We start from the raw sequence: 25,007 nt of genomic DNA on the forward strand, positions 1-25,007 counted from the left end.
GAAATGAAGACGTTATGGAGTACAATTATTTTTTTACTTTCTGTTTTATTAGTAGGAAGCTATTTCTTTTTTAAAGTACCTGCTAAAAAAGAAGCGCAATCAATAAAAACTGCTGTCCCTGCTAATACAACGAAAGAAAAAGAAAAAGAGAAAGAAATTGATTATACTGCTGTTACCCAAAACCTGGATCAGTATCTAAAAGATAAACAATTTAATGGATCAGTCCTTGTTTCCTATCAAGGTCGTACAATATTAAATAAAGGGTATGGCTATGCGGATATACAAAAACAAATTGAAAATACACCACAAACAAAATATCGAATTGGTTCTATTACAAAAATGGCCGTTGCTGTATCGATTTTACAGTTACAAGAACAAGGGAAGTTAAATATACAGGAAAATGTACATACGTATATTCCGTCTTTTCCTGTTAATAAAAATATTACATTATATCATTTATTAACGCATACATCGGGACTTCCTGAACACGGGAAAGGGAAAGTTAATGCGGCATCTCGACTTAATTTAGTAACGTGGCTTGGACAACAACCAACTGCTTTTCAACCGGGACATGGCTGGTTATATACAGATTATAATTATATGTTGCTAGCTTATATTGTAGAAAAAAGTACGGGACAATCTATAGCACAATACGTTAAAGAGCATATCTTTATTCCAGCCGGAATGACAGAGTCTGGCATGGGAGAGACACCGGAAGGAGATGCGAATTTTTCAAAAGGATATAAAAAGAAAGAGAATGAACTTGTATTAGCTCCGAATTTAATCATGAATTGGTTATATGGATGCGGTGAGATGTATACAACGGTGAATGATATGAAAAAGTTAGACGAAGCAATTATGACAAGTAAGCTTATTTCACCTGAAAGTTTAAAGTTAATGTTAACACCACCCGCAGATAGAAAATACGCATTTAGCTTATATATATATCCAGATTATTATCACAATCATGGTGTACTTTCAGGATGGAATACATTTAATAACTTTAATTGGGATAAAAAACTATTTGTCACTGTATTTTCAAATGTGCAAAATGGAATTAATGATGATTTTAATACTGAATTTCGCAAACTTGTGAGTGATTTGTTAGAAAAAGAGGAGATGAAAAAATGAAGCAGTTATTACCACCAGCTTCTATTGGTTTTGTTGGTACCGGTGTTATGGGAAAAAGTATGGTGCGTCATTTACTAAAGGCAGGCTATACGGTGCATGTATATAATCGTACAAAAGAAAAAACTGCAGATTTAATTGAAGAAGGTGCACAGTGGTGTGATTCTCCAAAGGAAATTGCAAGAACAGTAGATGTCGTAATGACTATGGTCGGGTATCCGCATGATGTAGAGGAAGTATACTTTGGTGAAAATGGAATTCTTACTCACGCAAAACAAGGAACGATTACAATCGACTTTACAACATCAACACCAACATTGGCGAAACGTATTTACGAAGAAGGAAAGAGTAAGGGGATTTATGTATTAGATGCTCCTGTATCGGGCGGAGATATTGGAGCAAAAGAAGGGCGTCTTGCAATCATGGTTGGTGGAGACGAAGAAGCATATAAAGCATGTCTGCCATTATTTGAACTGTTAGGTAAGAATATTATGCTGCAAGGAAAAGCAGGCAGTGGTCAGCATACAAAAATGTGCAATCAAATTGCGATTGCATCTAATATGCTTGGTGTATGTGAAGCACTTGCTTATGCTAAAAAGGCAGGATTAGATCCAGAAAAAGTGTTACAAAGTATTTCTACTGGTGCAGCAGGCAGCTGGTCATTAAGTAATTTAGCACCTCGTATGTTACAAGGTGATTTTGAACCAGGGTTTTACGTGAAACATTTTATGAAAGATATGAACATTGCTTTAGCAGAAGCAGAGCAACTTGGATTATCTGCACCTGGCTTAACTCTTACGAGAGAATTATATGAGCAATTGATGCAAGATGGTGAAGAAAATAGCGGAACACAAGCATTATATAAACAGTACATAAAGGAGTGATTGAATGAGTTTAGAAAAGTTCGATAATATTATTCGTACAGTACAGTGTACAGAAACGACTTTTATTAATGACAAGCAACTAGCTGCGTTTAAAAAGAAATATAACTTTGAACCAGTATTTGAATATGGCAGAGATGCAACAGGTCGTTATGTTATTCGAACAACGAAAGAAATGCTAGAAGAGATGGAATTTTATTTAGCATTAAAATATGAGTGTGATCTCATTGATTTATATATGAATGCCGAGGTAGACGGGAAATTTTATGTTTCGGTTAGCTACGGTGACGATGCACTTCATTTACAAGAGCTATTTCAATTTTTAGAAGAGAATAAATAAAAAAGTCCTCATATGAGGACTTTTTTATTTATGAAAGACTTGTTGCTCGGCGTACTTTTTCAATTGGAAAGGGAATCACTTCAGCCATTCTGTTTCGAGTAAATCGTTTTGTGCGAGCGTGACGTAATATATATAATGCAAACAGTAACCCAACAGGAACAGCACCATATAAACTAAAAAATAAAGCGCTTACAGTGGATGCGACGAAACCAATCATACCAATTTCTAACTCATCCATAATAGCCCCCACAACAGCAGGTATAGACCCACAAACGACACCAAAAAGAATTGCTATTATTAACTCCATATATTCCCTTCCTCCTTTTTACAATTTCGTTCTTTTCTTCTATTATTTGTATTATAACACATTTTAAACAGAATATTCAGAAAAAATTCATAAAATGTTCATAATTTTGTAAAAAATATTCAACAAAAAAGAAGGTTTATCTCATAAAAGGAGATAAACCTGTCCAAAGGAGGATGTATATATGTAGAGTGAATAAAGGAAAGGAAAAGGGGAAACCAATTCTCTTTATTCAACATGCTACCTTAATAAAGTGAAACTTTCATCAATGGGGGTCTTACTGTCCACGAATAGTGGGATAAATAGGAACCCAGCCTTCAGTTGTTACAAAAATACGAATTGCCACAATTTGACGATCGTTTTGAAGGGAAAAATAATGTCTCGTGTTTTCAGGAACCGAAATTAAATCTCCTGGTTCAAGTTCAACGTCAAAGAACCGATCATTTTTTCCTTGGATGGTAAAAATGCCATGTCCGCTAACGATAAATCGGACTTCATCATCAGTATGGTGGTGTTCTTGTTTAAAGTTTACTAACAATTCATCTAGATTAGGTGTTGCACTAGAAAGTGAAATAACATCGCTCGCTTGATAGCCGCGGCGCTTAGAAATCTCAGTAACTTCTGGCGCAAACACTTCTAAAATTTCATTTTTATTTTCATCAGTTAATGCGTAGTTTTCTAGTAAATGACCAGGAAGTTTTGTAATATCCCATTTTTCATATAGAACACCTTCATTTTGTAAGAACTGCTGCACTTCTATTGTATTTTCAATACGTGTATTCATTTCATGAATACGTATTTGCACCATGTTGAACACCTCCTTTAATTGATAAAAGTTTAATGTGGAACTGGAATAGAAACTCGTATGCTTCTAATCTTTTTTTTGTATCAAACCCATCTTTTCCCCACACGGTAATACCGTGATTACGAATTAAAACAGCACCTGCATCTTCATGAATATGCTTACGGAATTGCTCACCCAAAGTTGGAATATGTGCATAATTTTCGATAATTGGAATTCGAATAGAAGCTCCTTCTTCCCAAAGGTTGAGCGCTTTAATAATTTCTTGATTGCAGAGTACAACTTCTTGATCGTATACGTTCGTAATGACATTATTATCAGTCGTATGAATGTGTAAGACACATGCAGCATTTGTCAGGTTATAAATGTGAGTGTGCAGCAGTGTTTCGGCAGAAGGGCGTAAATTAGTTTCTAAAACAGGATTGCCGTGTTGATCAACTAACAAAAAGTCATCCGGTGTTGTTTTTGTTTTATCTCTTCCACTTGCTGTAACGAGAAAGGTAAGAGGATTATCACTCACTTTTATTGAAATGTTACCGCTTGTTGCTGGAAACCAATTTCGGTCAGTTAATTCTTTTTTCAGTTCACTCAGTTCTTGCCACTGACGAAAGAGCTGTCTCACTTTATCACCCCTAACAATTTTTCTACTTCGTTTTGTATATTATGAAATGTTTCAAATGGTATATAAGGAATATGGTGTTCTATACATTTAGTAATCAAAAAGTCACGAGCAAATACTTTGTCAGCAAGTTTTGCTGCTTGAAAATCTGTAATAGAATCACCAATTACAATTTTAAAATCGCCTTGTGAGCTTAAATTACGAATAAGCGTTGATTTACAGAGACCACATTTATTTTCACAATGTTCATCGCACGAATGCGGCCAATTTACTTGAATTGTGTCATTGGAAAAATCAGTTGTATTACAGTAAATGTTGTCAAAATCAACAAGTCCTTCGAGAAGAGGATAAACAAAAAAGTCCATTCCCCCTGATATGATATAAAGTGAGATATTATTTTTTTGTAAATAATGTACAAATTCTGTAAAGCCAGTACGAATGCATGCGGTTTCTTTTATAAAAGTTGTAATTTTAGCCTGTAAACTTGAAGGTAATAGAGAAAAAAGTTTTCCTACACCTTCTTGAATAGAAAGTTCTTGCGATAAAATTTGTTGTTTAATAGTTTCGGCCTCTGGTGGAGCAAATTGTTGCATAATGGAAACAATATTATCGTTATTTGTAACTGTGCCATCGAAATCACAAAAAATTTGAATGCTCATGCTTTTACCTCTTTAGCTGGATTGCCCCATAGGCGCAAGGCAGCTTGTAAATAAGAGTCATCACTCTTATGAAGCGGCGTGTTTGTTAATGCTGCATCGATAGCAGCTCGAAATGCTTTTCCGCCCCCCTGTGCGCCGGATGGGTGGCCGTGAATACCGCCGCCAGCATTAATGACACATTGCTCACCGAAGTCACGAATGAGAAGTGGAACAAGTCCTGGATGAATGCCAGCAGATGGAACAGGAAAGCTACGCTTAAAGGGTTCGTTTTCATCTGTAAGTGCTTTAGCTAAATAAAGTGCTTCTTCTTGTTGTAAAGCGACATTTCCATATGGTGATGGAAACAATGAGAGATCTGCACCAGCATAGCGAAGAAGCTTGCCAAGTAATAAAGATGGAGAAAATCCGTATAATCTAGATGCTATGTAAGTTCCGCTTACTGCTGGATGTGCCATAATTGGGATAGAAATATCATTGTCTTCCGCTAAAGCTTGCAACACATCAAGTCCATATGCAAATACGTTGAAAAGTAATAGATCAGCTCCAGCAGCAACGGCTTGTTTTGCCTTTTCTTTTAAATCATAAGTCCGTCCTGAAAGATTAACAGCATATAACGTTTTATGACCATATGTTTCATAAACAGATTGTAATACTTCTTTTCCGGCGTGAATCCGTTCTGACAGTGGTGTTAACGGATTATCAAATAAAATTTCATCATCTTTTACAATGTCAACACCGCCGCTTGCTTGATCGCGAAGCTGTGTTTTTAAATAACCGATATTCCGGCCGATCATTCCTTTGAAAATACTCATGAGAAGAGGTCGATTGTGAACATTTAAATTGTTTCGTATTTCATCGATGCCAAATTTAGGACCAGGGAAGCTCCTTTTGATTTCATCAGAAAATGTTAAATCAATTAATTTAATTTCTCCGTCCAAGGATAATTTCCCGAAAACAGTTGTAAAAATGGCTGGTAAGTCGGTTGTGAAGTTAGCAGCTGGATAGTGAATTTTAATCAGTCCACGTGTTACTTTTTTATCAAGATATATGTTTGTTTTTTCATCATCTTCTAATTTTTCTACGCTAACGACTGAACCTTTATATTGTTTTAATTGTTCTTGTAGCAAATGGGGTAAGTGTGTCCACGAACCAACTGTTAAACCGAGAGCAATTTGCTCTGCTTTTTTGATTAAATTATGAGAATCATCGTGAATGAAGTAAGTTGCTGTTATTCCGCTCATTTTCATAACCTCCTAGTTGAATAAAAAAAACCTCTCAGCTAAGGAGAGGTTTTTTTACAACCAGCTCCTTATCTGTCAGCGTAACGCTGCGAGAATTAGCACCGTGCCTACATAAAGTAGATCGGTTGCCGGGTTTCATCGGGCTCGTCCCTCCACCAGCTCTTGATAAGAAGTATTTGGAAATGTTTAAAAATTTTAATAACTGAATTTTGACAGAGAATTTTTACGTTGTCAATGATTTTTTGAAAATTTTTAATTTAGCAATTCTATGAACTGCTTCTTGAAGGCGTTCCTCTGAATGTAATAAACCGACGCGAATATAACCTTCCCCGTGTTTTCCGAAGCCGATGCCTGGGGCGACAGCAACGTGCGCTTGTTTTAATAGTACATCAGCAAATTCCTCTGACGTATACCCATCTGGAATGGGGAGCCAGGCAAAGAAAGAACCTTTCGGTGAAGTGACATTCCAGCCGATAGAACGACAAGCAGTAATAAAAGCATTTTTTCGAGATTCATAGCGCTCTACGAGTTCATCGACACAAGTTTGCGGGCTTAATAATGCTTCGCGAGCAGCTTCTTGTACAGCACCAAAAATACTAACATACATATGATCTTGTAATAAGTTAATCGTTTCAATAACACTTTCATTCCCAACGGCAAACGCGATGCGCCATCCTGCCATATTATATGTTTTTGATAACGTATAAATTTCAATACCAATATTTTTTGCCCCATCGATTTGTAAGAAACTCATCGGCTTTTTAGTATCAAAACCGATGGCGCCATACGCGAAATCATGGCAGACTAAAATGTCATGTTTGTTTGCAAACGATACAGTTTCCTCAAAGAATTTTGTTGTTGCAACGGCTCCGGTTGGATTGTTTGGATAGTTTAAAAACATTAATTTTGCTGCATCGGCAGTTTGTATATTAATCTTTGTATAATCAGGTAAAAATTTATTTTCTGCTAGTAGTGGCATTGTAGCAATCTTTGCCTTTGCTAAGGATATCCCTGATAAATAGTCTGGATAACCTGGATCAGGAACAAGGATTGTATCATTTGGATTCGTAAAACAAAGTGGTAATTCAACTAAGCCAGCTTTCCCGCCAAATAGAATAGCTATTTCTGTTTTCGGGTTTAATTGTACACCGTATTCACGCTCATAAAATGTAGCGACAGCCTCTTTTAAACTTTCATGTCCTCGAAATGGAGGATATTTATGATGAATCGGGTGTTCTGCTGCACGTTGTAATGCTGATACGATGTGTGCTGGTGTTGGTTGATCTGGATTTCCTTGCCCTAAGTTAATAACATCATGACCAGCCTGCATTACTCTATTTACTTTGGCGACAAGAGAAGCAAAAAATTGTGTTGGTAATGATGTTAATATCTCAGAAGATTGAAAATGTTTCATACTTTCCACCTCTTTTGAAAGTTGTTGCAATTATAGTGACAAATGATATAATCTTTCCAACTTTTTGTAAAGAAAAAAATAAAAAGGAAGAAGGAAGAGCGTAATGAAAATTGCTTGTGTACAAATGAATATCAGTTTTGGTGATGTTGCAAAAAATATAGAACATGCTGAAACAAAAATAAACGAAGCGATGAAGGAAAATCCAGATGTTATTGTATTACCAGAGTTATGGGCAACAGGTTATGATTTAGAGCGTCTTCCTGATATTGCTGATCAAGATGGCAATTATACGAAATGGTTATTAGCGAAGTGGAGTAAGCAAAATGGTATAAATATTGTTGGGGGTTCGATCGCAAAGCAGACAGAGAATGGTGTTACAAATACGATGTATATTAGTGATCGAACCGGAAACATTGTGGCTGAATATAGTAAAGTGCACTTGTTTCAGCTGATGGATGAGCATAAATATTTGATTGCTGGAAATGAAACGGGGCATTTTCTATTGGAGGGTATACCATGTGCAGGAACAATTTGCTATGATATTCGTTTTCCAGAGTGGGTGCGCGTTCATACTGCGCATGGGGCAACCGTGTTATTTGTTGTAGCGGAGTGGCCGCTTGTTCGTTTAGCGCATTGGCGAGTATTGCTTCAAGCAAGGGCGATTGAAAATCAATGTTATGTTGTGGCTTGCAATCGTGCTGGGAGTGATTCTAATAATGTTTTTGCAGGACATTCCCTTATTATTGATCCTTGGGGAGAAATTGTTACTGAGGCTGATGAAACAGAAACGATTTTGTATGGAACGTTAGATATAAAGAAAATTTCTGAAGTACGTAAAGGGATTCCTGTTTTTTTTGATCGTCGTCCAGAATTGTACGCGACAAAAAAATGTTGACAAACAAATTTTATTCTTGGTATAGTCAGAAACGAAAATAAAAAATTCAGATAACTATATATACTCTTATCAAGAGCAGGTGGAGGGATTTGGCCCGATGAAACCCAGCAACCGACCGTAATACCATTGTGAAATGGGGCGCATGATTGGCGCCTAGTAAGGCACGGTGCTAATTCCAACAGAAAGAAACTTTCTGGTAGATAAGAGGGGAGAAGTGAATCTTCAAACCTCTTTCGGTGTAGAAAGGGGTTTTTCTTATGATGAAAAGCCCTAATATATTAGGGGGAATCAAAGTGGGATACAAGCAGTTAACAGAAAAAACGGCCGTAACATATGCGAAAGAGAATGGTTATTTTTCAGAAGAGGCAGTTGTTACTTGTGAAGAAATTGGTGATGGGAATTTAAATTATGTGTTTCGTTTGCATGATGGGAAGAAGGGGCTCATTCTTAAGCAGGCTCTTCCATATGCGAAGGTAGTAGGAGAAAGTTGGCCGCTATCTTTACGCCGTGCAACAATTGAAAGTAATGCATTGCAAATTTTTGTGAAATATGTTCCAGAATATGTTCCGAAAGTATATGGACACGATGAAACGTTAGCAATTATTGTTATGGAAGATTTATCAGCATTAACGATAACAAGAAAAGGATTAATAGCCGGAGAAGATTATCCGTTATTATCTCGGCATATTGGCCGTTTTTTAGCCCGTGTTCTTTTCTATACATCAGATTTTGGATTACAAGCAGAAGAAAAAAGAGTGTTAGATAGTCAATTTGTAAATCCAGATTTATGTAAGATTACAGAAGACCTTGTATTTACTGATCCATTTGCAAATTATGAAACAAACGACTATGAAGAAGAATTACAAGATATTATTGACGAACTTTGGTGTGATAAAAATTTGAAGCTACAAGTAGCACAATATAAATATAAATTTTTAACAAGAAAAGAAGCGTTAATTCACGGTGATTTACATACGGGAAGTATATTTTCTTCCTCTTCCGAAACGAAAGTGATTGATCCAGAATTTGCGACATTTGGTCCGCTTGGATTTGATTTAGGTCAATTTATTGCAAATTTATTAGTAAATGCGTTGTCGCGTGAAGAGAATAAACGCAGTGTATTATTTTACCACATCGAACAAACATGGAGCGTTTTCGTAGAAACATTTACAAAACTATGGATGCTTGAAGGGATAGAGCCATACACGCGAGAAAAACAATGGTTACCAATTGTACTGAAAAATATATTCGCTGATGCAGTTGGGTTTGCGGGATGTGAGATGATACGCCGGACAATCGGGTTAGCTCATGTTGCTGATTTAGATGGAATTTCTCAAAGTGAAGCAAGGTTACTAGCGAAACGGCATGCATTACGTTTAGGAAGAAAGCTACTTCTACATGAAACAGAAAATGCGGATGCTCGTTTATTCGGTATACAATTTGAATCTATTGTTTTTGAAAAGGAAGTGAGGGTATGAGTAGTAGTAGTCCCACCCTCTGTTATGTGGAAGAATGTGTATAGTGGTATTTGCAGATATTTTGAAAAACAGTTGAAATGATTTAGTTTGTTTTAGTTACCACTTTTCTGTCTCTCCGCTTATTTATAATAAGAAGGGAGGAGACAACGATGGAGGAATGGATATCAGTTATTGGCAATGTTGGCTTTCCGATTGTTGTTACGCTATACTTGCTTCATAGAATTGAAAGTAAGTTAGATAGCGTTATTGTTGCGATTGAGAAGCTACCAAAACAAATGCAAAGATATGAATCTCCAAAAGAAAATATGTAACGGAAACGGATTGTGTGGAAGAAGCACAATCCGTTTCTTATATTGATATAGAAGAAAAATAGTTTGTTGAATTTTACTGTGCCGTATAACCACCGTCAATGACAACTGCTTGTCCTGTAATCCCTTTTGCTTTTTCGCTTGCTAAAAATAAGGCGTAGTTTGAAATTTCTTCTGTATGTAATAATCGTTGTTGCGGTACAAGCGGGTAAATAATATCTTCTAGTACATGTTCAAGCGGGACATTTCTTGTTGTGGCTAAATCTTGAAGTTGATTACGAACAAGAGGGGTATCAACATATCCGGGACAAAGTGCATTTACGGTAATACCATATTCAGCGCCTTCTAGTGCAGCGACTTTGGTAAGGCCAATTACTCCATGCTTGGCGCTATTATATGCAGATTTGCCTGCAAAGCCAACGAGACCATTAATAGAAGCAATGTTAATGATGCGACCGTATCGTTGTTTTTTCATAATAGGAAATGCATGTTTTATTGCAACAAACGGTGCAATTTGCATAATTTTAATAAGCATTTCAAACTTTTCAGTAGGGAAATCTTCAATTGGAGAAACGTATTGCATACCTGCATTATTAATTAATACATCAAGTGAACCAAATTGTGTAACAGTTTCAGAAATAGCTTGTTCAATCTCATGTTCTACTGTTACATCACACTGCATTCCAAATACTTTATATCCTTCGTTCTGTAATTGTTTCACTGCCTCTTGTACTCGGACCTCTAACAGATCCGTAATTATAACAGTTGCGCCCTCTTTTGCAAAGGACTTTCCCATTTCGTATCCAATTCCGCTTGCTGCACCTGTTAAAAATACAACGCGATTTCTAAACATGTTTTATTCCATCTCCTCTATGAATATAGTTAACTCTAATGCTCTATTTATAGAAACGAAGTGGGAAATCCTGCAATCTTTTTGGGGAAATACGCAAGCTATCTTGCTTTGTAAGATACTTATACTTATCTATCTTGTAAAACAGGATAGAGGGAGGATTTGAATGATGTCGACGAGTCAAATGTTAAAAGGTATTTTGGAAGGATGCTTACTTGCCATTATTTCTGAAGGAGAAATATATGGATATGAAATGAGTGAAAAATTGGCGCAGTATGATTTTACGATGGCAAGTGAAGGAAGTATTTATCCGCTATTAATTCGCATGCAAAAAGAAGGATTGATTACAAGTACGATGAAGGAGTCGCCATCTGGTCCAAAGCGGAAATATTACACATTAACAGAAAAAGGTGAAGATGCACTATATGGTTTCATGGAACGGTGGGAAGCCATGCAAAGTAGTGTACAGCGCTTGTTGGAGGGAAAAGGAAGGAAACGATAATGCTGACGCGATGAAAGTAAATCAAAAATGGGGGAGATGACATGCAAGTTTCTAAAGAAGGAGAAAAGTTTTTAGTTGATATGAAAGTGTATTTGAATATTTTAAAATTAATAATACGGGATGGGGAATTTAGAGCCAATTGTGTCGTATGGAAGCTTAGTACTGCTTATGATGCGGGATTCTAAACGTCAAAATATTGTACAGAGATAGTTAAGATAGATGCTTTCAAGGGAATCAAAGCAGAAGACATAAAATCTTTTTTAGAAGAAACTACAGCACTTACTTACGTAATAAAGGACTTTGTAAAGATAATTCTCTTTGGGTATTTGTTAATAAGGAATCTATTTGTGATTTATGAGGGGTAGGAACGATATAATGCATAAGATTCGTAGGAGAAGGATGGTGCTCGGAACCGTTTGGACATTCGGGATCTGCATTTGTAAGCTTATCTTGTACACGGCGTGTGAATAAAATGTGACCAATTTCGTGTGCAAGAGTGTAGATGTTCTTCGAAGCTGAAGCTGCATTTGTTAATACAATGTAACCTTTAATTTGTTTACGAATTGATATGGAATAAGCACAAGCGATAACAGATTGTTCTTGAAAATAATCACTGCCGATATAACAAATATAAATATCACAGTGTGCTGCACGCTTAGAACATTCAGCAAATAAAGAAGTTAATTTTGGTTGTGATTTTAACGAAGATACGTAACTAATTTCACAATCATGAAAACGATAGGATTCATCTAGTACGCTGACATCTTCAATTTTAAATACGATAGGATGCCAAATATATTTAGCAATTGCAATATCTTGAGCAATTCGTTGGTTGTCAATATGAGATCCAGGAGTAATGCAAATACATAAATTAATGTAAGGACACATAGGAGACACCTCAAATATTATGGATTTTTCTATCTTAATAGAAATGAAATGTACTTAACGATTGAAAAAAGGAGGAATAAATGTTTTTAATGTATCGACATTGTTTTTTTGCCGAATCCTGTACGGGGAATATTCTTTATTTGATAAGAGCTGAGGAGGTATAGCGTCCTCTTTGTTTAGCAAACTGTTAAAATTAGTTATCATATGAGTGAACTGTTCATCCGTAATCATACCGCTCGTATGCCAATAACACATCATCGCATAGGCAATAGAGCTTGTATCGACGTTTACGGTTATATTCACATTAGAGTTTCCGCTATTTGAAATATTGGAGCTATTTCGCCGCAGCATAAAAATCCTCCTTACAAAAATAGGCTACTGTTTAGTAGCCTATTCCTTTTTGGTTATTGTGGTTTTGATTTTGGTGATTTAGGTGATTTTGGTGATTTAGATGATTTTGATTATTTTGCGGAGGTTGAGCAGCATTATTTAATACGTTTGTTAAAAATGGGAGCAGGGCCGCTAATAATTGGTTTGTAACATCTGTATTCAATTGCCCTTGTCCTTGTACCTGTCCTTGCCCCTGCCCTTGTGGCTGCCCCTGCCCTACATCAGTAGACTGCTGATTAGTAGCAGTTGTATCAGTATCAGTATCTATATCAGAGTCTACGTTTAAATTCACCTGAGAATTTCCACTATCTGAAATCTGAGCAACGTTATGATTATGTGTATGATTCTTTTTATGTTCTTCCTGTGATTCAGATTGATCGTTCTGATCATACTGATTATTTTGATCATACTGGACTTTTCTTCGGCAGCGATCATAATAATAATAAGACAACAAAATCCTCTCCTTTAATAACTACAGAAAATGTCTATACCATACTTTATGTGAAAAGAGAGAATGTGTATGGACAAATGAACTATCGTTTAGAGCGGTTTTTAATACTGTTACAGCCTGAGTTATTAATAATGTATTTTATTTACATGAATTTGTGAGCAGTTTTAATAATTAAATATGTTTGTTCATGTTTTTATTACGTAAAAATAGTGGGATAATAATTTTGGAAAAGAAGTCGGAAAATAGTCAAATTTTGACACAATTATATACCCATTTTTTGTTATAGTAAAAGAAAAAGGGGGGGAAAACATGTATACATTAAAAATTGTTTCAGATCGTGAAGCTGTTTATCAATTTGCAAGTTATGTTCAAGTTATACAAGGGGTAGAAAATGTATATGTGGAAGTGAGCGAAGCATTGTATGAACATCCACTTATGAAATTTTATGTTCATGTCTCAATCGAAGAAAAGTATGAACAAGGAAAAGCATTGCGGGAAATTGCGCGTTTAGTAGAGTTAGGACGTTTTACATATGTCCATTACCGAGATGAAGAGATTGAAAAAGCATTCGAGGACGTAAAATACGAAAGCCATATTGGCTAGATAATAAGCAATGAAGAGGCTAATGTGAGTTAGCCTCTTTTTGTGTATGAAAATATTTTATAGGTGTCAAACAAATAAATAAAGAATTTTGCTATTATAGGAGAAGGATAGAAAGGGGAGTTATATAATGGGGTATATACAGGAACTAAGAAAATTAGTTGGAACAAAACCACTTATAATAGTAGGATCAGCAATAATTGTTTTAAATGAAAAGAATGAAGTATTATTACAACTTCGTTCTGATACATATGATTGGGGATTGCCAGGGGGAGCAATGGAGTTAGGAGAAACAATTGAACAAACCGCAGAGAGAGAATTAAGAGAAGAAACTGGCTTACAAGCAGATTATTTACAGTTTCTCGGTGTGCTCTCTGGTCAAGACTTATATTATCGGTATCCGCATGGAGACGAAATTTATAATGTAATCAATGTATTTCAAGGGCATCGTGTGTACGGTGAAATACAATGTGATGAAGAAGGATTGGATATGAAGTATTTTTCAATTGATAAATTACCAAAATTGAATACAACAACAGAAAAAATTCTTCAAAAATATTTATTGGCATTAACTGAATAAGAGGGGACGAGAGTATCTGGATGCGCATAGAAACGGTCAGGGCCTGTTCCTGCTACATACAAGGTTTAAAATAAAAGAAGAAAGTGAGTACAGGTCACGCTGTATCTTTCATAGCAGTGGCTTCTATACGAAAAGTTTAAATGAATATATGTATCTTTACTTTATTAAATATTTTGATTTTTTAGTTACTTCCTAATATAATTGACATAGATATGCATCTTGCGGTATTTCATCCGAAATTTACTAGGATACATAAGAGAGGAGAAAGTACACGATGCGTAATGTAGTCGTCACAGCTGCAGTTCGTTCACCGATTGGAACATTTGGAGGAGTTTTCAAAAATGTAAAACCAACTGAACTTATAGTTCCTGTATTACAGGAGGCTGTAAAAAGAGGTGGTGTGTCGCCTAATGAAATAGATGAAGTGATTTTAGGTCACTGTATTCAGCGAACAGATGAGGCAAATACAGCAAGAACAGCAGCTCTTATGGCGGGATTTCCTAATACAGTTACTGGCTATACAATTCAGCGTCAATGTGCTTCAGGTATGCAGGCGCTAATTTCAGCAGCAATGCAAATTCAATTAGGTGTAAGCGATGTTGTTGTTGCAGGTGGAGTAGAAGCGATGAGTTCTAGTCCGTATGTATTAAAAGAGAACCGCTGGGGACAGCGACTACAACATGGAGAAATTCGTGATATGGTGTGGGAAGTACTAGAAGATCCAATCCATCGTATTATGATGGGAGAAACCGCGGAAAATCTTGCAGAGCAATATGGAATTTCTCGCGAAGAACAAGATGAAGTAGCGTTGTTAAGTCATCAACGTGCTCTTCACGCAATCGAAGCGGGCTATTTTGATGAGCAAATTGTTCCGATTACGAAAAAGGAACGTAGAAAAGAGATTGTCGTTTCCAAAGATGAACATCCTCGTGCAGATATTACGTTAGAAAAACTTTCGAGTTTAAAAGCAGCTTTTCGCAAGGATGGAACAGTAACTGCCGGAAACGCATCGGGTATTAATGACGGAAGTGCAGCGTTAGTCTTAATGAGTGAAGAAAAAGCGAAAGAAAAAGGGCTTCAACCAATAGCGAGAATTGTTGGACACTCTGTAGCGGGTGTAGATCCTAAATTTATGGGGATAGGGCCAGTGCCGGCAATTCAAAAAGGGCTGCAAAAAGTCAATTGGTCAGTAAATGATGCGGATTTATTCGAAATTAATGAAGCGTTTGCTGCACAATATTTAGCGGTAGAGAAAGAATTAGGTTTAAGTCGCGAAAAGGTAAACGTAAACGGTAGTGGAATTGGTCTTGGCCATCCAGTTGGGTGTACAGGAGCACGTATTACAGTAAGCTTGATTCATGAATTAAGAAGACGAGGATTGGAAAAGGGAATTGCTTCTCTTTGTGTCGGCGGCGGTATGGGAGTAGCGTTATTTATAGAAGCATTATAATAAACAAAACCAGCTAGTGTGTCCACTAGCTGGTTTTGTTTATGGACGGAATAAATGATGGAATAGTCTTTCGCGATCTTTAAAAAAGAGTTTCGGGGTATGTATAGTATAATAGTATATGAAATGATAATTTCATAGAATGTAATGACAGGAGAAAGATTATGAAAATCAGGAATGTATTTTATATGTTATGCAGCATTCTTATAATTTTAAGTGGGTGTGTTCAGCAAGAAAAAGTGAAGCAGCCAAAGAAACAGGCTATTCCTGAGACAAATGAATATGGCGGTTTACAACTAACAAAAGTGGGCCGAGAGATTAAGCAAAAAAACTGGGGGACTTTAAAATTAGAACAAATCAAACATGTAAATGAAACATTTACAGTTGGAACGATGAAAATTTATGTAGATAATCTCAGAGTTATTACATTATCAAATATGGAAACTGACACAAAAGAAACGCTTAAAATGTATACAAAATTAACTCCAGAAGAAGTGCAACATCGCTTAGGTGAGACATTGGAGCAAACGGAAGCAGAATTGTATGCATCATTAAGTGGACAAGATATTGGTGATACCGCTAAATATATTGAAATTACATATAAGGTTGAAAATGCAGGCGACAAAGAGATGAAGTTCTTTTCGATGAATGATGTAACTGTAAATGAAACGCAATCATTTCATGTACCAGCAAAAAACTTTTTATATGCAGAAGATACACTTGTTGGTACAAAAAGTGTATCGAGAGAGGGGTATAGTCCTGGTGAAAAAAGGGATGGCTTAATTGGACTTTTACTAAGTGATCCTAATGAAAAAGTAAAAACAGTTTCTTTTACAACAGATATATTGGCGGTAGGAGACTCACATGAAAAAATAGCGGAACCACAAACATTTACCATTTCACTATAATAGTGAAATGGTTTTTCATTGTTATATAAGTTAAAAAATGACATGAAAACTCTTTTCTTTTGAGTAGGATGAGAGCGACCAGGGCCTAATTTTGCCACAGGCAATGTTAAAACAAAGAGAGCGAGTATAGGTTATGTTGTATCGCTACAAAGTAGCGACCCATATGTCGAAAAATAAAAATGGATTTATAGAGTAGGAGAGGAAATATGTCGTTTTATAGAGAATGTATATTTATATAGTGAATAGTAGGGAGAGAAAAAATGTATATTGTCAAAGCAAATGTAAATGATGCAAAAGAACTCGCACGTGTTCATGTTGATAGTTGGAGAGAAACATATGAAGGGATAATACCGAAAGAAGTATTAGATAAAAAGTCGTATGAGAAACGAGAAGCATTATGGCTAAAAATATTACAGGAACAGCAGTCGTATGTCTATGTTGCCAAAACAACTGACGGGAAAATCATCGGTTTTGCAGATGGTGGGAAAGAAAGAACGGGTAGTTATGAATATGATGGAGAGTTATATGCGATATATATTTTAAGAGAATATCAGCGTAATCAACTTGGAAAAAGATTAATAAAAGCGGTAGCTGCGGATTTATATGAGAATGGCTGTTGTTCTATGCTTGTATGGGTAGTGACAAGTAATCCTTCTAAATATTTTTATGAAGCATTACAAGGCTCTTTTGTAGATAAGAAACAAATTGAAGACTTACACGTAGAAGAAATTGCATACGGTTGGAAAGATATAAAAACTTTTCTTAAGTAGTACAACCCCCCGCTCGTTTTATCGCTTCGTGAATATAATGGAGTGAATCGAGTGAAAGGGGAGACAACCCGTGAGAGGATTCACGGTGTTAATCGGAGTTATATTAGCGGTTTGTTTTCAAATAGGCTTATTATATATGTTACAAAGAATTGAGCAACTATCACTTATTTATCTTCTATATGAAATTGTATATATAGGAGTACTATTTGGAGTTGGAATGAGTATTGCACATTATTTTTATAAACACAAAATTTATATATTTATATTGATATTTGTTTTTTTCTACGGATGTGGATACTATAACGGTGAGATTGTTCAAGACATTTTGCGATTGCATATTGTATTGATTCAACGGGCATTCATATTATTATTTTGTATTATGTTTGGAACGATTGTTTATGGAATGTTGTTTTATAAAGAAAATAATGACAAAAAGGTCAAATGACACATTTGACCTTTTTAAGATTCTTGTTTTTTAAAGTAAGTTTTCACGTTTTGTAATTGCAATTGTTCTGAGATACGAAATTCGTGTTTTTGTTCTTCAAATTGTTTTTTTGTATAGGGACCGAATCGACGGTTATTTTTTAAATCAATAATCCAATAATTTTCTTTCGCTTGATTAGTAATAGAAGCGTCAGGGTTATTAGGGTCATCTGTTTGTTCTATTTGCTTTGCTAAAATATAAGCGTCGTTCCAAGCAACTTCTACAATTTTTGATGGAATATATTGAGAAGCATACAAGGCGTCTGATTTTGGGAAAAGTTCTAGTGCGTCACCGGTAACATTAATGAGCTCATATTCATCGCTAACATTGTAATGAGAGTGCTTAGAATCTGTTGAACAACTAACTAAAAGTATGAAAGAGCAAAAGATGATGAATCGTTTCAATATGAGCTCCTCCTTCCGAAATGTGATTGATACATATTGTACAGGAAAAGAGAGTAAAACACCAATTTATGAGTTGTTTACATCTGTTTTTAGACATGATACGATGAAACAGTTAATAAAGGATAGAAAAAGGAGACGACACAACATGAACCTGAAAATACATCGTCCTGCGATCGTTATGAATCGCATCGGGGCTGCAATTATCGATATGTTTTTCATTTCTGTTCTGTACGGTGCTGTTGTCGCAATTACAACAGGAAACTATAAAGCAATCTTGAATCGTTTTAATGTAAGTTCAGGAGACATCCGTTATGACCTTGGGCTTGTATGTTTATTAATGGCGCTTTATTTTATTGTTCTACCATTCATTTGGAATGGATATACACCAGGGAAAAAATTTACACGTACAAAGCTTGTATCACTTACACATGAAAAGCTAACGTTAGGAATATTAACAATGAGGTTTTTGGTATTGTTAATACCAAGTATTTTATTTCTTGGGATTCCAGTGATATGTAATGTATATATGATGCTGTTTAGAAGTGATAATAGCGGTTTCCATGATCTTATAGTAAAAACAAAAGTTATGAGTGTCGTATAGAGAAAGAGAAGCAGCCGCTTCTCTTTTTATTAGTAATATTTTTGTAAAGAGGGAAAAATTCAATAAAAATTTTCAAGAAGTCTAAATTTTTACAAAATTCGATATTTTTAATTGGTATAATAGAATTTATATAGGACGGGCATCTCCTATATAGTACCCTCCATATTGATGGCGCGTCACGGAAAGGCGCGCTTTTTTCATTTCATTTAGATTGAAAATTGGCAAAAATTATATATTTATAATAAAGAGTAATAAATTTATATTAGGGGAAGCGAAATGATGGGAGGAAGTTTATTATTTTTGGGGTTCTTATTTTTGTCGGTTTAGCTTTTGACCAGTATAATAGTAAGAAAAAAGAGAAAGTTCGAAAGTAAACGATTACATCTTATATATCTATCTTTTTCTGCTTGCGGATGCTTTGAAAAAAGGAGTATACTGTGACGGTAAGACTAACCAGAAGGAGTAATGGCGATGAAGCTAGCAGAAAAAATTGTCGTTGTAACAGGTGGTGGCATCGGTATTGGGCGTAGCACGGCTCTTTTGTTGGCAGGGCAAGGTGCAAAAGTAATTGTGACAGATATTGATGAGGAAAGTGGACAAGCAACAGTTGATGAAATTGTAGAATTAGGTGGAGATGCAATTTTTGTTATTCACGATATGAGTAAGCGAAGTGATTGGCGACATGTTATAGAAGTTGCACTTGAAGTCTATAATAGAGTTGATATGTTGTTTAATAATGCTGGATTATATAAAATAGATCCAATATTTTCTCATGAAAAAGAGAACGATTCCACTAAGCTTTGTATAAATGACGTCTGGATAGAGATAAAACAATTGACGTCATCTTTTATGAAGCAGCAAGACGAAATGATGTTAACAGATTTACCGATTTCTGGTGTTATAGGAGCAAGGCAACAATCATTTCATACAGCAGAAGTAGTATAGTATTATAATGGAAAACCGCCCATGTATATGGACGGTTTCTTTGTATTTAGCGAATGCGTTTTTCAGTTTTTACATCAAAGAAGTGCGCTTTATTCATATCAAAAGCAAGCTGGATTTGATCACCGTTTGTAAACATATGTCTCGCATCGACACGTGCTGCAAAATCTTGATTTCCAAGTTTCATATATAAAATAGATTCTGCACCTAATAGTTCAGCAACATCAATTTTTGTTGTAAATGTTGTATCTTGTGAAGCTTCTAAAAATAAGAGTTCATCATGAATATCTTCTGGACGAATTCCTAAAATAATTTCTTGGTTAATGTAGCCTTGTTCAGTCAGTAGTTTCATTTTTCCTTCAGATACTGTAATTTTTATCTTATTGTCTATTACAAAGTGATTTTCTGTTAATTTACCATGGAAGAAGTTCATCGCAGGAGAGCCGATAAATCCGCCTACGAAAATATTTTCGGGTGTTTCATATACTTCTTTTGGCGTTCCAATCTGCTGTATTTTCCCATCTTTCATAACAACAAGGCGTGATGCCATTGTCATAGCTTCTGTTTGGTCATGTGTTACATAAATAGTTGTTGTTCCTAGTTTTTGATGAAGCTTAGAAATCTCTGATCGCATTGTTACACGTAATTTTGCATCAAGATTTGATAACGGTTCATCCATTAAGAAAACTTTTGCATCACGAACAATGGCGCGTCCTAATGCTACACGTTGCCGTTGACCTCCGGATAATGCTTTTGGTTTTCGATTTAAATATTCTTCTAGTCCTAAAATACGAGCTGCATCTTTCACGCGGCGATCAATTTCTTCTTTTGGAATTTTACGAAGTTTTAAGCCGAATGCCATGTTATCATAAACACTCATATGCGGATAGAGTGCATAGTTTTGAAAGACCATTGCGATATCACGATCTTTTGGAGGAACATCATTCATTATCTTGCCATCAATTGAGAATTCACCTTTTGAAATATCTTCTAAACCAGCGACCATTCGTAATGTCGTTGATTTCCCGCACCCAGATGGACCAACAAACACGATAAATTCTTTATCTTGTATGTGTAAATTAAAGTCTGTTACCGCTGTTACATTGTTATCGTATATTTTATAAATATTTTCTAATTTTAGTTCTGCCATGATTTTTCCTCCTAGCAAAATTATGCAAACGTTTTCTTTGGATTTATTATAAACGAATGCATGAAAAAAATAAATAAGAAATTTAAAACGTTTTCATTTTTTTAAAGAGGTGTAGTTTAAGTATTGTATATTTAATGTTAATCGAGGAAGAAGTTTATATTTTTTGATGATAAAAAATGTAAGTCTATTTTCATTTTTTTTTAAATCTGTTATCATTCACTCATGAAAACGTTTGCGCCTGTTCTGTAATTAAATAATGAAATGGGGGAGCAAGATGGAGAAACAGTGGTGGAAAGAAAGTGTTGTATATCAAATTTATCCGCGTAGCTTTATGGATAGTAATGGTGATGGAATCGGTGATCTTCGTGGAATTATTTCAAAGCTTGATTATTTACAAGAACTAGGTATAGATGTCATTTGGTTATCACCAGTTTATGAATCTCCAAACGATGATAATGGTTATGATATTAGCGATTATCGTAAGATTATGGATGAATTTGGGACGATGAATGATTGGGATGAATTATTAAGTGAAATGCATAAACGTAATATGAAATTAATGATGGATTTAGTTGTTAATCATACTTCAGATGAACATCATTGGTTTGTTGAATCTCGGAAATCCAAAGATAGTCCATATCGAGATTACTATATTTGGCGTAAAGGGAAAGAGGGAAAAGAGCCAAATAATTGGGGAGCTGCTTTTAGTGGATCGGCTTGGCGCTATGATGAAACGACGGACGAATATTATTTACATTTATTTTCAAAAAAGCAACCTGATTTAAATTGGGACAATGAAAATGTACGTAAAGAGATTTATGACATGATGAAATTTTGGCTTGATAAGGGAATTGATGGTTTCCGTATGGATGTCATTAATTTTATTTCAAAAACAGAGGGGCTTCCAGCTGTTGATACCGAAACGGAAGGGTATGTATCCGGGCATCAATACTTTATGAATGGACCTAATATTCATACGTATTTACATGAAATGCATCAAGAAGTGCTGTCTAAATATGACATTATGACAGTTGGTGAAATGCCGGGTGTAACAACGGAAGAAGCTAAACTTTATACAGGTGAAGAGCGTCAGGAATTACAGATGGTATTTCAATTTGAACATATGGATTTAGATTCTGGAGAAAGTGGTAAATGGGATGTGATACCATGTTCGCTCCATACACTAAAGCAGAATTTAACAAAGTGGCAAAAAGCATTGGAGCATACAGGATGGAATAGTTTGTATTGGAATAATCATGATCAGCCGCGTGTTGTTTCTCGCTTTGGTAACGATAAATCTTATCGTATTCCGTCAGCGAAAATGTTAGCGACGGTACTTCATATGATGAAAGGAACTCCTTATATTTATCAAGGGGAAGAGATTGGAATGACGAATGTCCAATTTGCTTCAATTGATGAGTACCGTGATATTGAAACGTTGAATATGTACCATGAAAAAGTAATGGAACGTGGTGAAAATCATGAAATGGTGATGCAATCTATTTATACGAAAGGACGCGATAATGCTCGGACACCGATGCAATGGGAAGACAGCGAACATGCTGGATTTACAACAGGTAAGCCGTGGCTACAAGTAAATCCTAATTATAAAGAGATTAATGTGTGGGAGGCATTACATGACCCAAAATCAATTTTTTATTATTACAAGAAATTGATTGAACTTCGTAAAAAGCATGAGATTATTGTATATGGTACATATGATTTAATTCTAGAAGATCATCCATCAATTTTTGCTTATGTGAGAACATGGAAAGATGAGAAATTACTTGCTATTGCAAACTTTACTGAGGAATTATGTGTCTTTGAGTTGCCAGAAGAGATAACATATAGTAGTTCAGAGTTATTAATACACAATTATGATGTGCAGAGTGAATTAATTGAAAATATTACTTTACAGCCTTATGAAGCGAGGGTGTATAAACTGAAATGAGCAGATAGAAATTATAGAATATAACACATCTCAAGCGACTAGCGAAAAAGCCTTGTATAAAAAACAAGGCTTTTTCTATTTACCATGTTAAAATGGAAAATCCGTATGGTGGAAGTGTAACTTGTAGTGAGTTTGTTTCGGCAGAAAACTCTTCTTTTGTATATAAGTTTGTAATCTTTTTACCGGCGATATCATAAGGAAGAGGAGCTGAAACTTTACGATTTGTTGGATTTAAAACAAAAAAGATTGTTTTCTGCTTGTATGTTTTTATATAAGAAATATAATTGTGTTTGTCGTTTGCCTCAATCCAATGAAATGAACCGTGTCCACTAAAGGCTTTATGTTGCTTTCGTAGTGAAATTAATGTTTGTATATGCTGAAATAATCCTCTATCTTGTTTATCTTCCTCCCAAATCATACATTTTCGGCAGGCTGGATCCATTCCACCCTCCATTCCAATTTCATCACCGTAATAAATACATGGCGAACCGATGAAGGAGAGCTGAAATACATAAAGTAATTTCATTTTTTCTTTATTACCATTGCAGGTTGTTAAAATTCGTGGTGTATCATGACTATCTAATAGGTGAAAAGCAGCTTCGTTTACATTCATGGAATATGAATGTAAAGATGATGTAATTTGTTCCATAAATTCACTAGCTTTAATTGTTTCGTGTGCAAAATAAGAAAGAAGGGCATTTGTAACAGGGTAACTCATAACAGCGTCGAATTGATCACCTTGTAACCATGGCAATGCATCATGCCAAATTTCTCCTAAAATATATACATCAGGGTTAATTACTTTTATTTCACTGCGGAATTCTCTCCAAAAGCTATGATCGATTTCGTTAGCAACATCAAGTCGCCAACCGTCTATGTGAAACTCTCGTACCCAATAACGTCCTACTTCTAGTAAGTATTCTTTTACATCTGGATGAGAAGTATTTAGTTTTGGCATATCGGGTGTAAACGCGAATGTATCATAATTAGGAACAGGTTCTGTTTTAATTGGGAATTCATGAATGTGAAACCAATCTTTATAAGGAGAGTGTTCTCCTTTTTTTAGAACATCTTGGAATTTATCAAAAAAGTATCCGCTATGATTAAATACGGCATCTAGCATAATCTTTATACCGCGTTGATGACATGCTTCGACAAGCTTTTGAAATGTTTCTTTCGTTCCGAATTGCGGATCGATTTCCATATAGTCGATTGTGTCGTATTTATGATTTGAATGTGCCGTAAAGATTGGAGTAAAATAAATCCCGGAAATACCAAGTGCTTCAAGATAATCAAGGTGCTGTATAATGCCGGCAAAATCCCCGCCGAAAAAATTTGTTGCAGTTGGCTCTGCGCTACCCCAAGGAAGAGTATTCGCTGGATTACATGTATCATCTCCGTTCGCAAAACGTTCCGGGAAAATTTGATACCACACTGTATCTTTTACCCATGAAGGAGCCGTAAAAACATCCTTTTCATGTATAAATGGGAAGCAAAAGTAATGGCCGACGTCATCGGTAGGTGCTTCAGAGAAAAATCCTCTTTCTGTATAAATGATTGTTTCTGTGCTGTTCTTTAGTTCAAATCCATATCGTAAGCGCTTAAATTTTGGTTCAATTGAAACAAACCAATAATCGAATAAATCCGTCGAACCGCTTTTTTTCATTGTTAGGTTTGCTGTGAGCCACTTCCCGTTCTGCCATTCATATGGATCCCCATAAATGAAGGACACTACATCTACATCGTTTTTTTTCGTGCGTAGCCGAATATGAAGTGTTTTTTCATCGTAAGCATATGCGTAATTATCTTTTGGTCTATGGTATATTGCTTCCTGTAACATGAAAAAAATCCTCCTTTACTATTTTGAAAAATAAAGATATATCGCAAACGATTGCTTTTTATATAACTTTAATATTGTTTATAAGAGTAGTACTCATTTTATGTAAAGTCAATGAATATAAAGAATGACCACATAAATTTTTTGAAAAATAATATTTGCAAAATCTATAAAAGAATGTAT

The 25,007-nt window shown here is 35.4% G+C and carries 30 protein-coding genes and 2 riboswitches; of the genes, 17 read left to right on the plus strand and 13 right to left on the minus strand.

Annotated elements, in window-relative coordinates:
- The first annotated feature begins 3 nt into the window (after window positions 1-3).
- Genes AB1280_RS01655 through AB1280_RS01665 form a run of 3 tightly spaced genes read left to right on the plus strand, consistent with a single transcriptional unit; the run spans window position 4 to window position 2,349 of the window.
- The gene (locus tag AB1280_RS01655; RefSeq protein WP_429754694.1) at window positions 4-1,131 is read left to right on the plus strand and encodes a serine hydrolase domain-containing protein; all 1,128 of its coding nucleotides are present in this window, start codon (window positions 4-6) and stop codon (window positions 1,129-1,131) included.
- Window positions 1,128-2,012, plus strand: a complete 885-nt coding sequence (locus AB1280_RS01660; RefSeq protein WP_429754695.1) for an NAD(P)-dependent oxidoreductase — start codon at window positions 1,128-1,130, stop codon at window positions 2,010-2,012. The genes AB1280_RS01655 and AB1280_RS01660 overlap by 4 nt, the downstream gene beginning before the upstream one ends.
- A gap of 4 nt (window positions 2,013-2,016) precedes the next feature.
- Window positions 2,017-2,349, plus strand: coding sequence for a DUF3909 family protein (locus AB1280_RS01665; protein WP_429754696.1), 333 nt, complete (start codon window positions 2,017-2,019; stop codon window positions 2,347-2,349).
- 28 nt (window positions 2,350-2,377) lie between these two features.
- Here the strand turns inward: AB1280_RS01665 and AB1280_RS01670 are convergent, their stop codons facing one another.
- From AB1280_RS01670 to AB1280_RS01695, 6 genes are all read right to left on the minus strand, one after another.
- Window positions 2,378-2,656 (minus strand): hypothetical protein, encoded by a 279-nt coding sequence (locus AB1280_RS01670; protein ID WP_272191121.1) that lies wholly within the window; start codon window positions 2,654-2,656, stop codon window positions 2,378-2,380.
- Between the two features lie 274 nt (window positions 2,657-2,930).
- Window positions 2,931-3,461 (minus strand): 1,2-dihydroxy-3-keto-5-methylthiopentene dioxygenase, encoded by a 531-nt coding sequence (locus AB1280_RS01675; RefSeq protein ID WP_272191120.1) that lies wholly within the window; start codon window positions 3,459-3,461, stop codon window positions 2,931-2,933.
- Window positions 3,439-4,077, minus strand: coding sequence for a methylthioribulose 1-phosphate dehydratase (locus AB1280_RS01680; protein ID WP_429754697.1), 639 nt, complete (start codon window positions 4,075-4,077; stop codon window positions 3,439-3,441). The genes AB1280_RS01675 and AB1280_RS01680 overlap by 23 nt, the downstream gene beginning before the upstream one ends.
- Entirely contained in the window at window positions 4,074-4,733 is a 660-nt protein-coding gene (locus tag AB1280_RS01685) for a 2-hydroxy-3-keto-5-methylthiopentenyl-1-phosphate phosphatase (protein ID WP_429754698.1), read from the minus strand. The genes AB1280_RS01680 and AB1280_RS01685 overlap by 4 nt, the downstream gene beginning before the upstream one ends.
- Window positions 4,730-5,974 carry a 2,3-diketo-5-methylthiopentyl-1-phosphate enolase gene (gene mtnW / locus AB1280_RS01690; RefSeq protein ID WP_429754699.1) on the minus strand — a complete coding sequence of 415 codons (1,245 nt, stop codon included), beginning with the start codon at window positions 5,972-5,974 and terminating at the stop codon, window positions 4,730-4,732. Before mtnW ends, AB1280_RS01685 begins: the two co-directional genes overlap by 4 nt.
- Before the next feature lie 65 nt (window positions 5,975-6,039).
- Window positions 6,040-6,146: riboswitch (SAM riboswitch) on the minus strand.
- Between the two features lie 51 nt (window positions 6,147-6,197).
- Window positions 6,198-7,388 (minus strand): pyridoxal phosphate-dependent aminotransferase, encoded by a 1,191-nt coding sequence (locus AB1280_RS01695; RefSeq protein WP_429754700.1) that lies wholly within the window; start codon window positions 7,386-7,388, stop codon window positions 6,198-6,200.
- A gap of 103 nt (window positions 7,389-7,491) precedes the next feature.
- Between AB1280_RS01695 and AB1280_RS01700 the strand changes: the two genes are divergently transcribed.
- The 3 genes from AB1280_RS01700 to AB1280_RS01710 all read left to right on the plus strand — a co-directional run bounded on the left by AB1280_RS01700 (window position 7,492) and on the right by AB1280_RS01710 (window position 10,072).
- Window positions 7,492-8,283, plus strand: a complete 792-nt coding sequence (locus tag AB1280_RS01700; protein ID WP_429754701.1) for a carbon-nitrogen family hydrolase — start codon at window positions 7,492-7,494, stop codon at window positions 8,281-8,283.
- 63 nt (window positions 8,284-8,346) lie between these two features.
- A riboswitch (SAM riboswitch) is annotated at window positions 8,347-8,490 on the plus strand.
- Window positions 8,491-8,576: 86 nt separating this feature from the next.
- Window positions 8,577-9,761: an S-methyl-5-thioribose kinase gene (gene mtnK, locus AB1280_RS01705; RefSeq protein ID WP_429757253.1), complete on the plus strand. Its 1,185-nt coding sequence runs from the start codon at window positions 8,577-8,579 to the stop codon at window positions 9,759-9,761.
- A gap of 149 nt (window positions 9,762-9,910) precedes the next feature.
- The gene (locus AB1280_RS01710; protein WP_272188339.1) at window positions 9,911-10,072 is read left to right on the plus strand and encodes a YvrJ family protein; all 162 of its coding nucleotides are present in this window, start codon (window positions 9,911-9,913) and stop codon (window positions 10,070-10,072) included.
- A 73-nt stretch (window positions 10,073-10,145) separates the two neighbouring features.
- Here AB1280_RS01710 and AB1280_RS01715 read toward each other — a convergent pair whose 3' ends face one another.
- Window positions 10,146-10,922, minus strand: a complete 777-nt coding sequence (locus AB1280_RS01715; protein ID WP_429754702.1) for a 3-hydroxybutyrate dehydrogenase — start codon at window positions 10,920-10,922, stop codon at window positions 10,146-10,148.
- 166 nt (window positions 10,923-11,088) lie between these two features.
- Between AB1280_RS01715 and AB1280_RS01720 the strand changes: the two genes are divergently transcribed.
- A complete protein-coding gene (locus tag AB1280_RS01720) occupies window positions 11,089-11,421 on the plus strand; it encodes a PadR family transcriptional regulator (protein ID WP_429754703.1) in 333 nt (110 codons plus the stop codon).
- A gap of 41 nt (window positions 11,422-11,462) precedes the next feature.
- Complete coding sequence (locus AB1280_RS01725; protein ID WP_429754704.1) at window positions 11,463-11,606, plus strand: hypothetical protein; 144 nt, start codon at window positions 11,463-11,465, stop codon at window positions 11,604-11,606.
- Between the two features lie 94 nt (window positions 11,607-11,700).
- Here the strand turns inward: AB1280_RS01725 and AB1280_RS01730 are convergent, their stop codons facing one another.
- From AB1280_RS01730 to AB1280_RS01740, 3 genes are read right to left on the minus strand one after another with little or no spacing between them, the layout of a single operon-like run.
- Entirely contained in the window at window positions 11,701-12,309 is a 609-nt protein-coding gene (locus AB1280_RS01730; RefSeq protein WP_272188337.1) for an ImmA/IrrE family metallo-endopeptidase, read from the minus strand.
- A gap of 54 nt (window positions 12,310-12,363) precedes the next feature.
- Complete coding sequence (locus AB1280_RS01735; protein WP_429754705.1) at window positions 12,364-12,660, minus strand: hypothetical protein; 297 nt, start codon at window positions 12,658-12,660, stop codon at window positions 12,364-12,366.
- A gap of 31 nt (window positions 12,661-12,691) precedes the next feature.
- A complete protein-coding gene (locus AB1280_RS01740) occupies window positions 12,692-13,150 on the minus strand; it encodes a hypothetical protein (protein WP_429754706.1) in 459 nt (152 codons plus the stop codon).
- 309 nt (window positions 13,151-13,459) lie between these two features.
- On the opposite strand from AB1280_RS01740, the gene AB1280_RS01745 reads away from it, so the two are divergent.
- The 6 genes from AB1280_RS01745 to AB1280_RS01770 all read left to right on the plus strand — a co-directional run bounded on the left by AB1280_RS01745 (window position 13,460) and on the right by AB1280_RS01770 (window position 17,900).
- Window positions 13,460-13,753, plus strand: a complete 294-nt coding sequence (locus AB1280_RS01745; RefSeq protein ID WP_272188334.1) for a DUF3928 family protein — start codon at window positions 13,460-13,462, stop codon at window positions 13,751-13,753.
- 127 nt (window positions 13,754-13,880) lie between these two features.
- Complete coding sequence (locus AB1280_RS01750; protein WP_429754707.1) at window positions 13,881-14,330, plus strand: NUDIX hydrolase; 450 nt, start codon at window positions 13,881-13,883, stop codon at window positions 14,328-14,330.
- 274 nt (window positions 14,331-14,604) lie between these two features.
- A complete protein-coding gene (locus AB1280_RS01755) occupies window positions 14,605-15,780 on the plus strand; it encodes an acetyl-CoA C-acetyltransferase (protein WP_429754708.1) in 1,176 nt (391 codons plus the stop codon).
- Window positions 15,781-15,941: 161 nt separating this feature from the next.
- The gene (locus tag AB1280_RS01760; protein ID WP_429754709.1) at window positions 15,942-16,685 is read left to right on the plus strand and encodes a hypothetical protein; all 744 of its coding nucleotides are present in this window, start codon (window positions 15,942-15,944) and stop codon (window positions 16,683-16,685) included.
- Window positions 16,686-16,945: 260 nt separating this feature from the next.
- Window positions 16,946-17,455, plus strand: coding sequence for an N-acetyltransferase family protein (locus AB1280_RS01765; RefSeq protein WP_429754710.1), 510 nt, complete (start codon window positions 16,946-16,948; stop codon window positions 17,453-17,455).
- A 70-nt stretch (window positions 17,456-17,525) separates the two neighbouring features.
- Window positions 17,526-17,900 carry a hypothetical protein gene (locus AB1280_RS01770; RefSeq protein ID WP_429754711.1) on the plus strand — a complete coding sequence of 125 codons (375 nt, stop codon included), beginning with the start codon at window positions 17,526-17,528 and terminating at the stop codon, window positions 17,898-17,900.
- 14 nt (window positions 17,901-17,914) lie between these two features.
- Here the strand turns inward: AB1280_RS01770 and AB1280_RS01775 are convergent, their stop codons facing one another.
- The gene (locus tag AB1280_RS01775; RefSeq protein ID WP_429754712.1) at window positions 17,915-18,343 is read right to left on the minus strand and encodes a DUF3997 domain-containing protein; all 429 of its coding nucleotides are present in this window, start codon (window positions 18,341-18,343) and stop codon (window positions 17,915-17,917) included.
- A gap of 145 nt (window positions 18,344-18,488) precedes the next feature.
- Between AB1280_RS01775 and AB1280_RS01780 the strand changes: the two genes are divergently transcribed.
- Together AB1280_RS01780 and AB1280_RS01785 are read left to right on the plus strand one after the other, a co-directional pair.
- Window positions 18,489-18,944: an RDD family protein gene (locus tag AB1280_RS01780; RefSeq protein WP_429754713.1), complete on the plus strand. Its 456-nt coding sequence runs from the start codon at window positions 18,489-18,491 to the stop codon at window positions 18,942-18,944.
- A gap of 471 nt (window positions 18,945-19,415) precedes the next feature.
- Complete coding sequence (locus tag AB1280_RS01785; RefSeq protein ID WP_429754714.1) at window positions 19,416-19,889, plus strand: SDR family NAD(P)-dependent oxidoreductase; 474 nt, start codon at window positions 19,416-19,418, stop codon at window positions 19,887-19,889.
- A gap of 46 nt (window positions 19,890-19,935) precedes the next feature.
- Here AB1280_RS01785 and AB1280_RS01790 read toward each other — a convergent pair whose 3' ends face one another.
- Window positions 19,936-21,036 carry an ABC transporter ATP-binding protein gene (locus tag AB1280_RS01790; RefSeq protein WP_429754715.1) on the minus strand — a complete coding sequence of 367 codons (1,101 nt, stop codon included), beginning with the start codon at window positions 21,034-21,036 and terminating at the stop codon, window positions 19,936-19,938.
- Window positions 21,037-21,310: 274 nt separating this feature from the next.
- Here AB1280_RS01790 and AB1280_RS01795 point away from each other — a divergent pair, with 274 nt between their 5' ends.
- Window positions 21,311-22,987, plus strand: coding sequence for a glycoside hydrolase family 13 protein (locus AB1280_RS01795; protein ID WP_429754716.1), 1,677 nt, complete (start codon window positions 21,311-21,313; stop codon window positions 22,985-22,987).
- Between the two features lie 79 nt (window positions 22,988-23,066).
- On the opposite strand, the gene AB1280_RS01800 is transcribed toward AB1280_RS01795, so the two are convergent.
- Window positions 23,067-24,827: an alpha-glycosidase gene (locus tag AB1280_RS01800; protein WP_429754717.1), complete on the minus strand. Its 1,761-nt coding sequence runs from the start codon at window positions 24,825-24,827 to the stop codon at window positions 23,067-23,069.
- Window positions 24,828-25,007 lie beyond the last annotated feature (180 nt).

Source organism: Bacillus sp. S10(2024) (assembly GCF_050473865.1).
Classification (GTDB): Bacteria; Bacillota; Bacilli; order Bacillales; family Bacillaceae_G; genus Bacillus_A.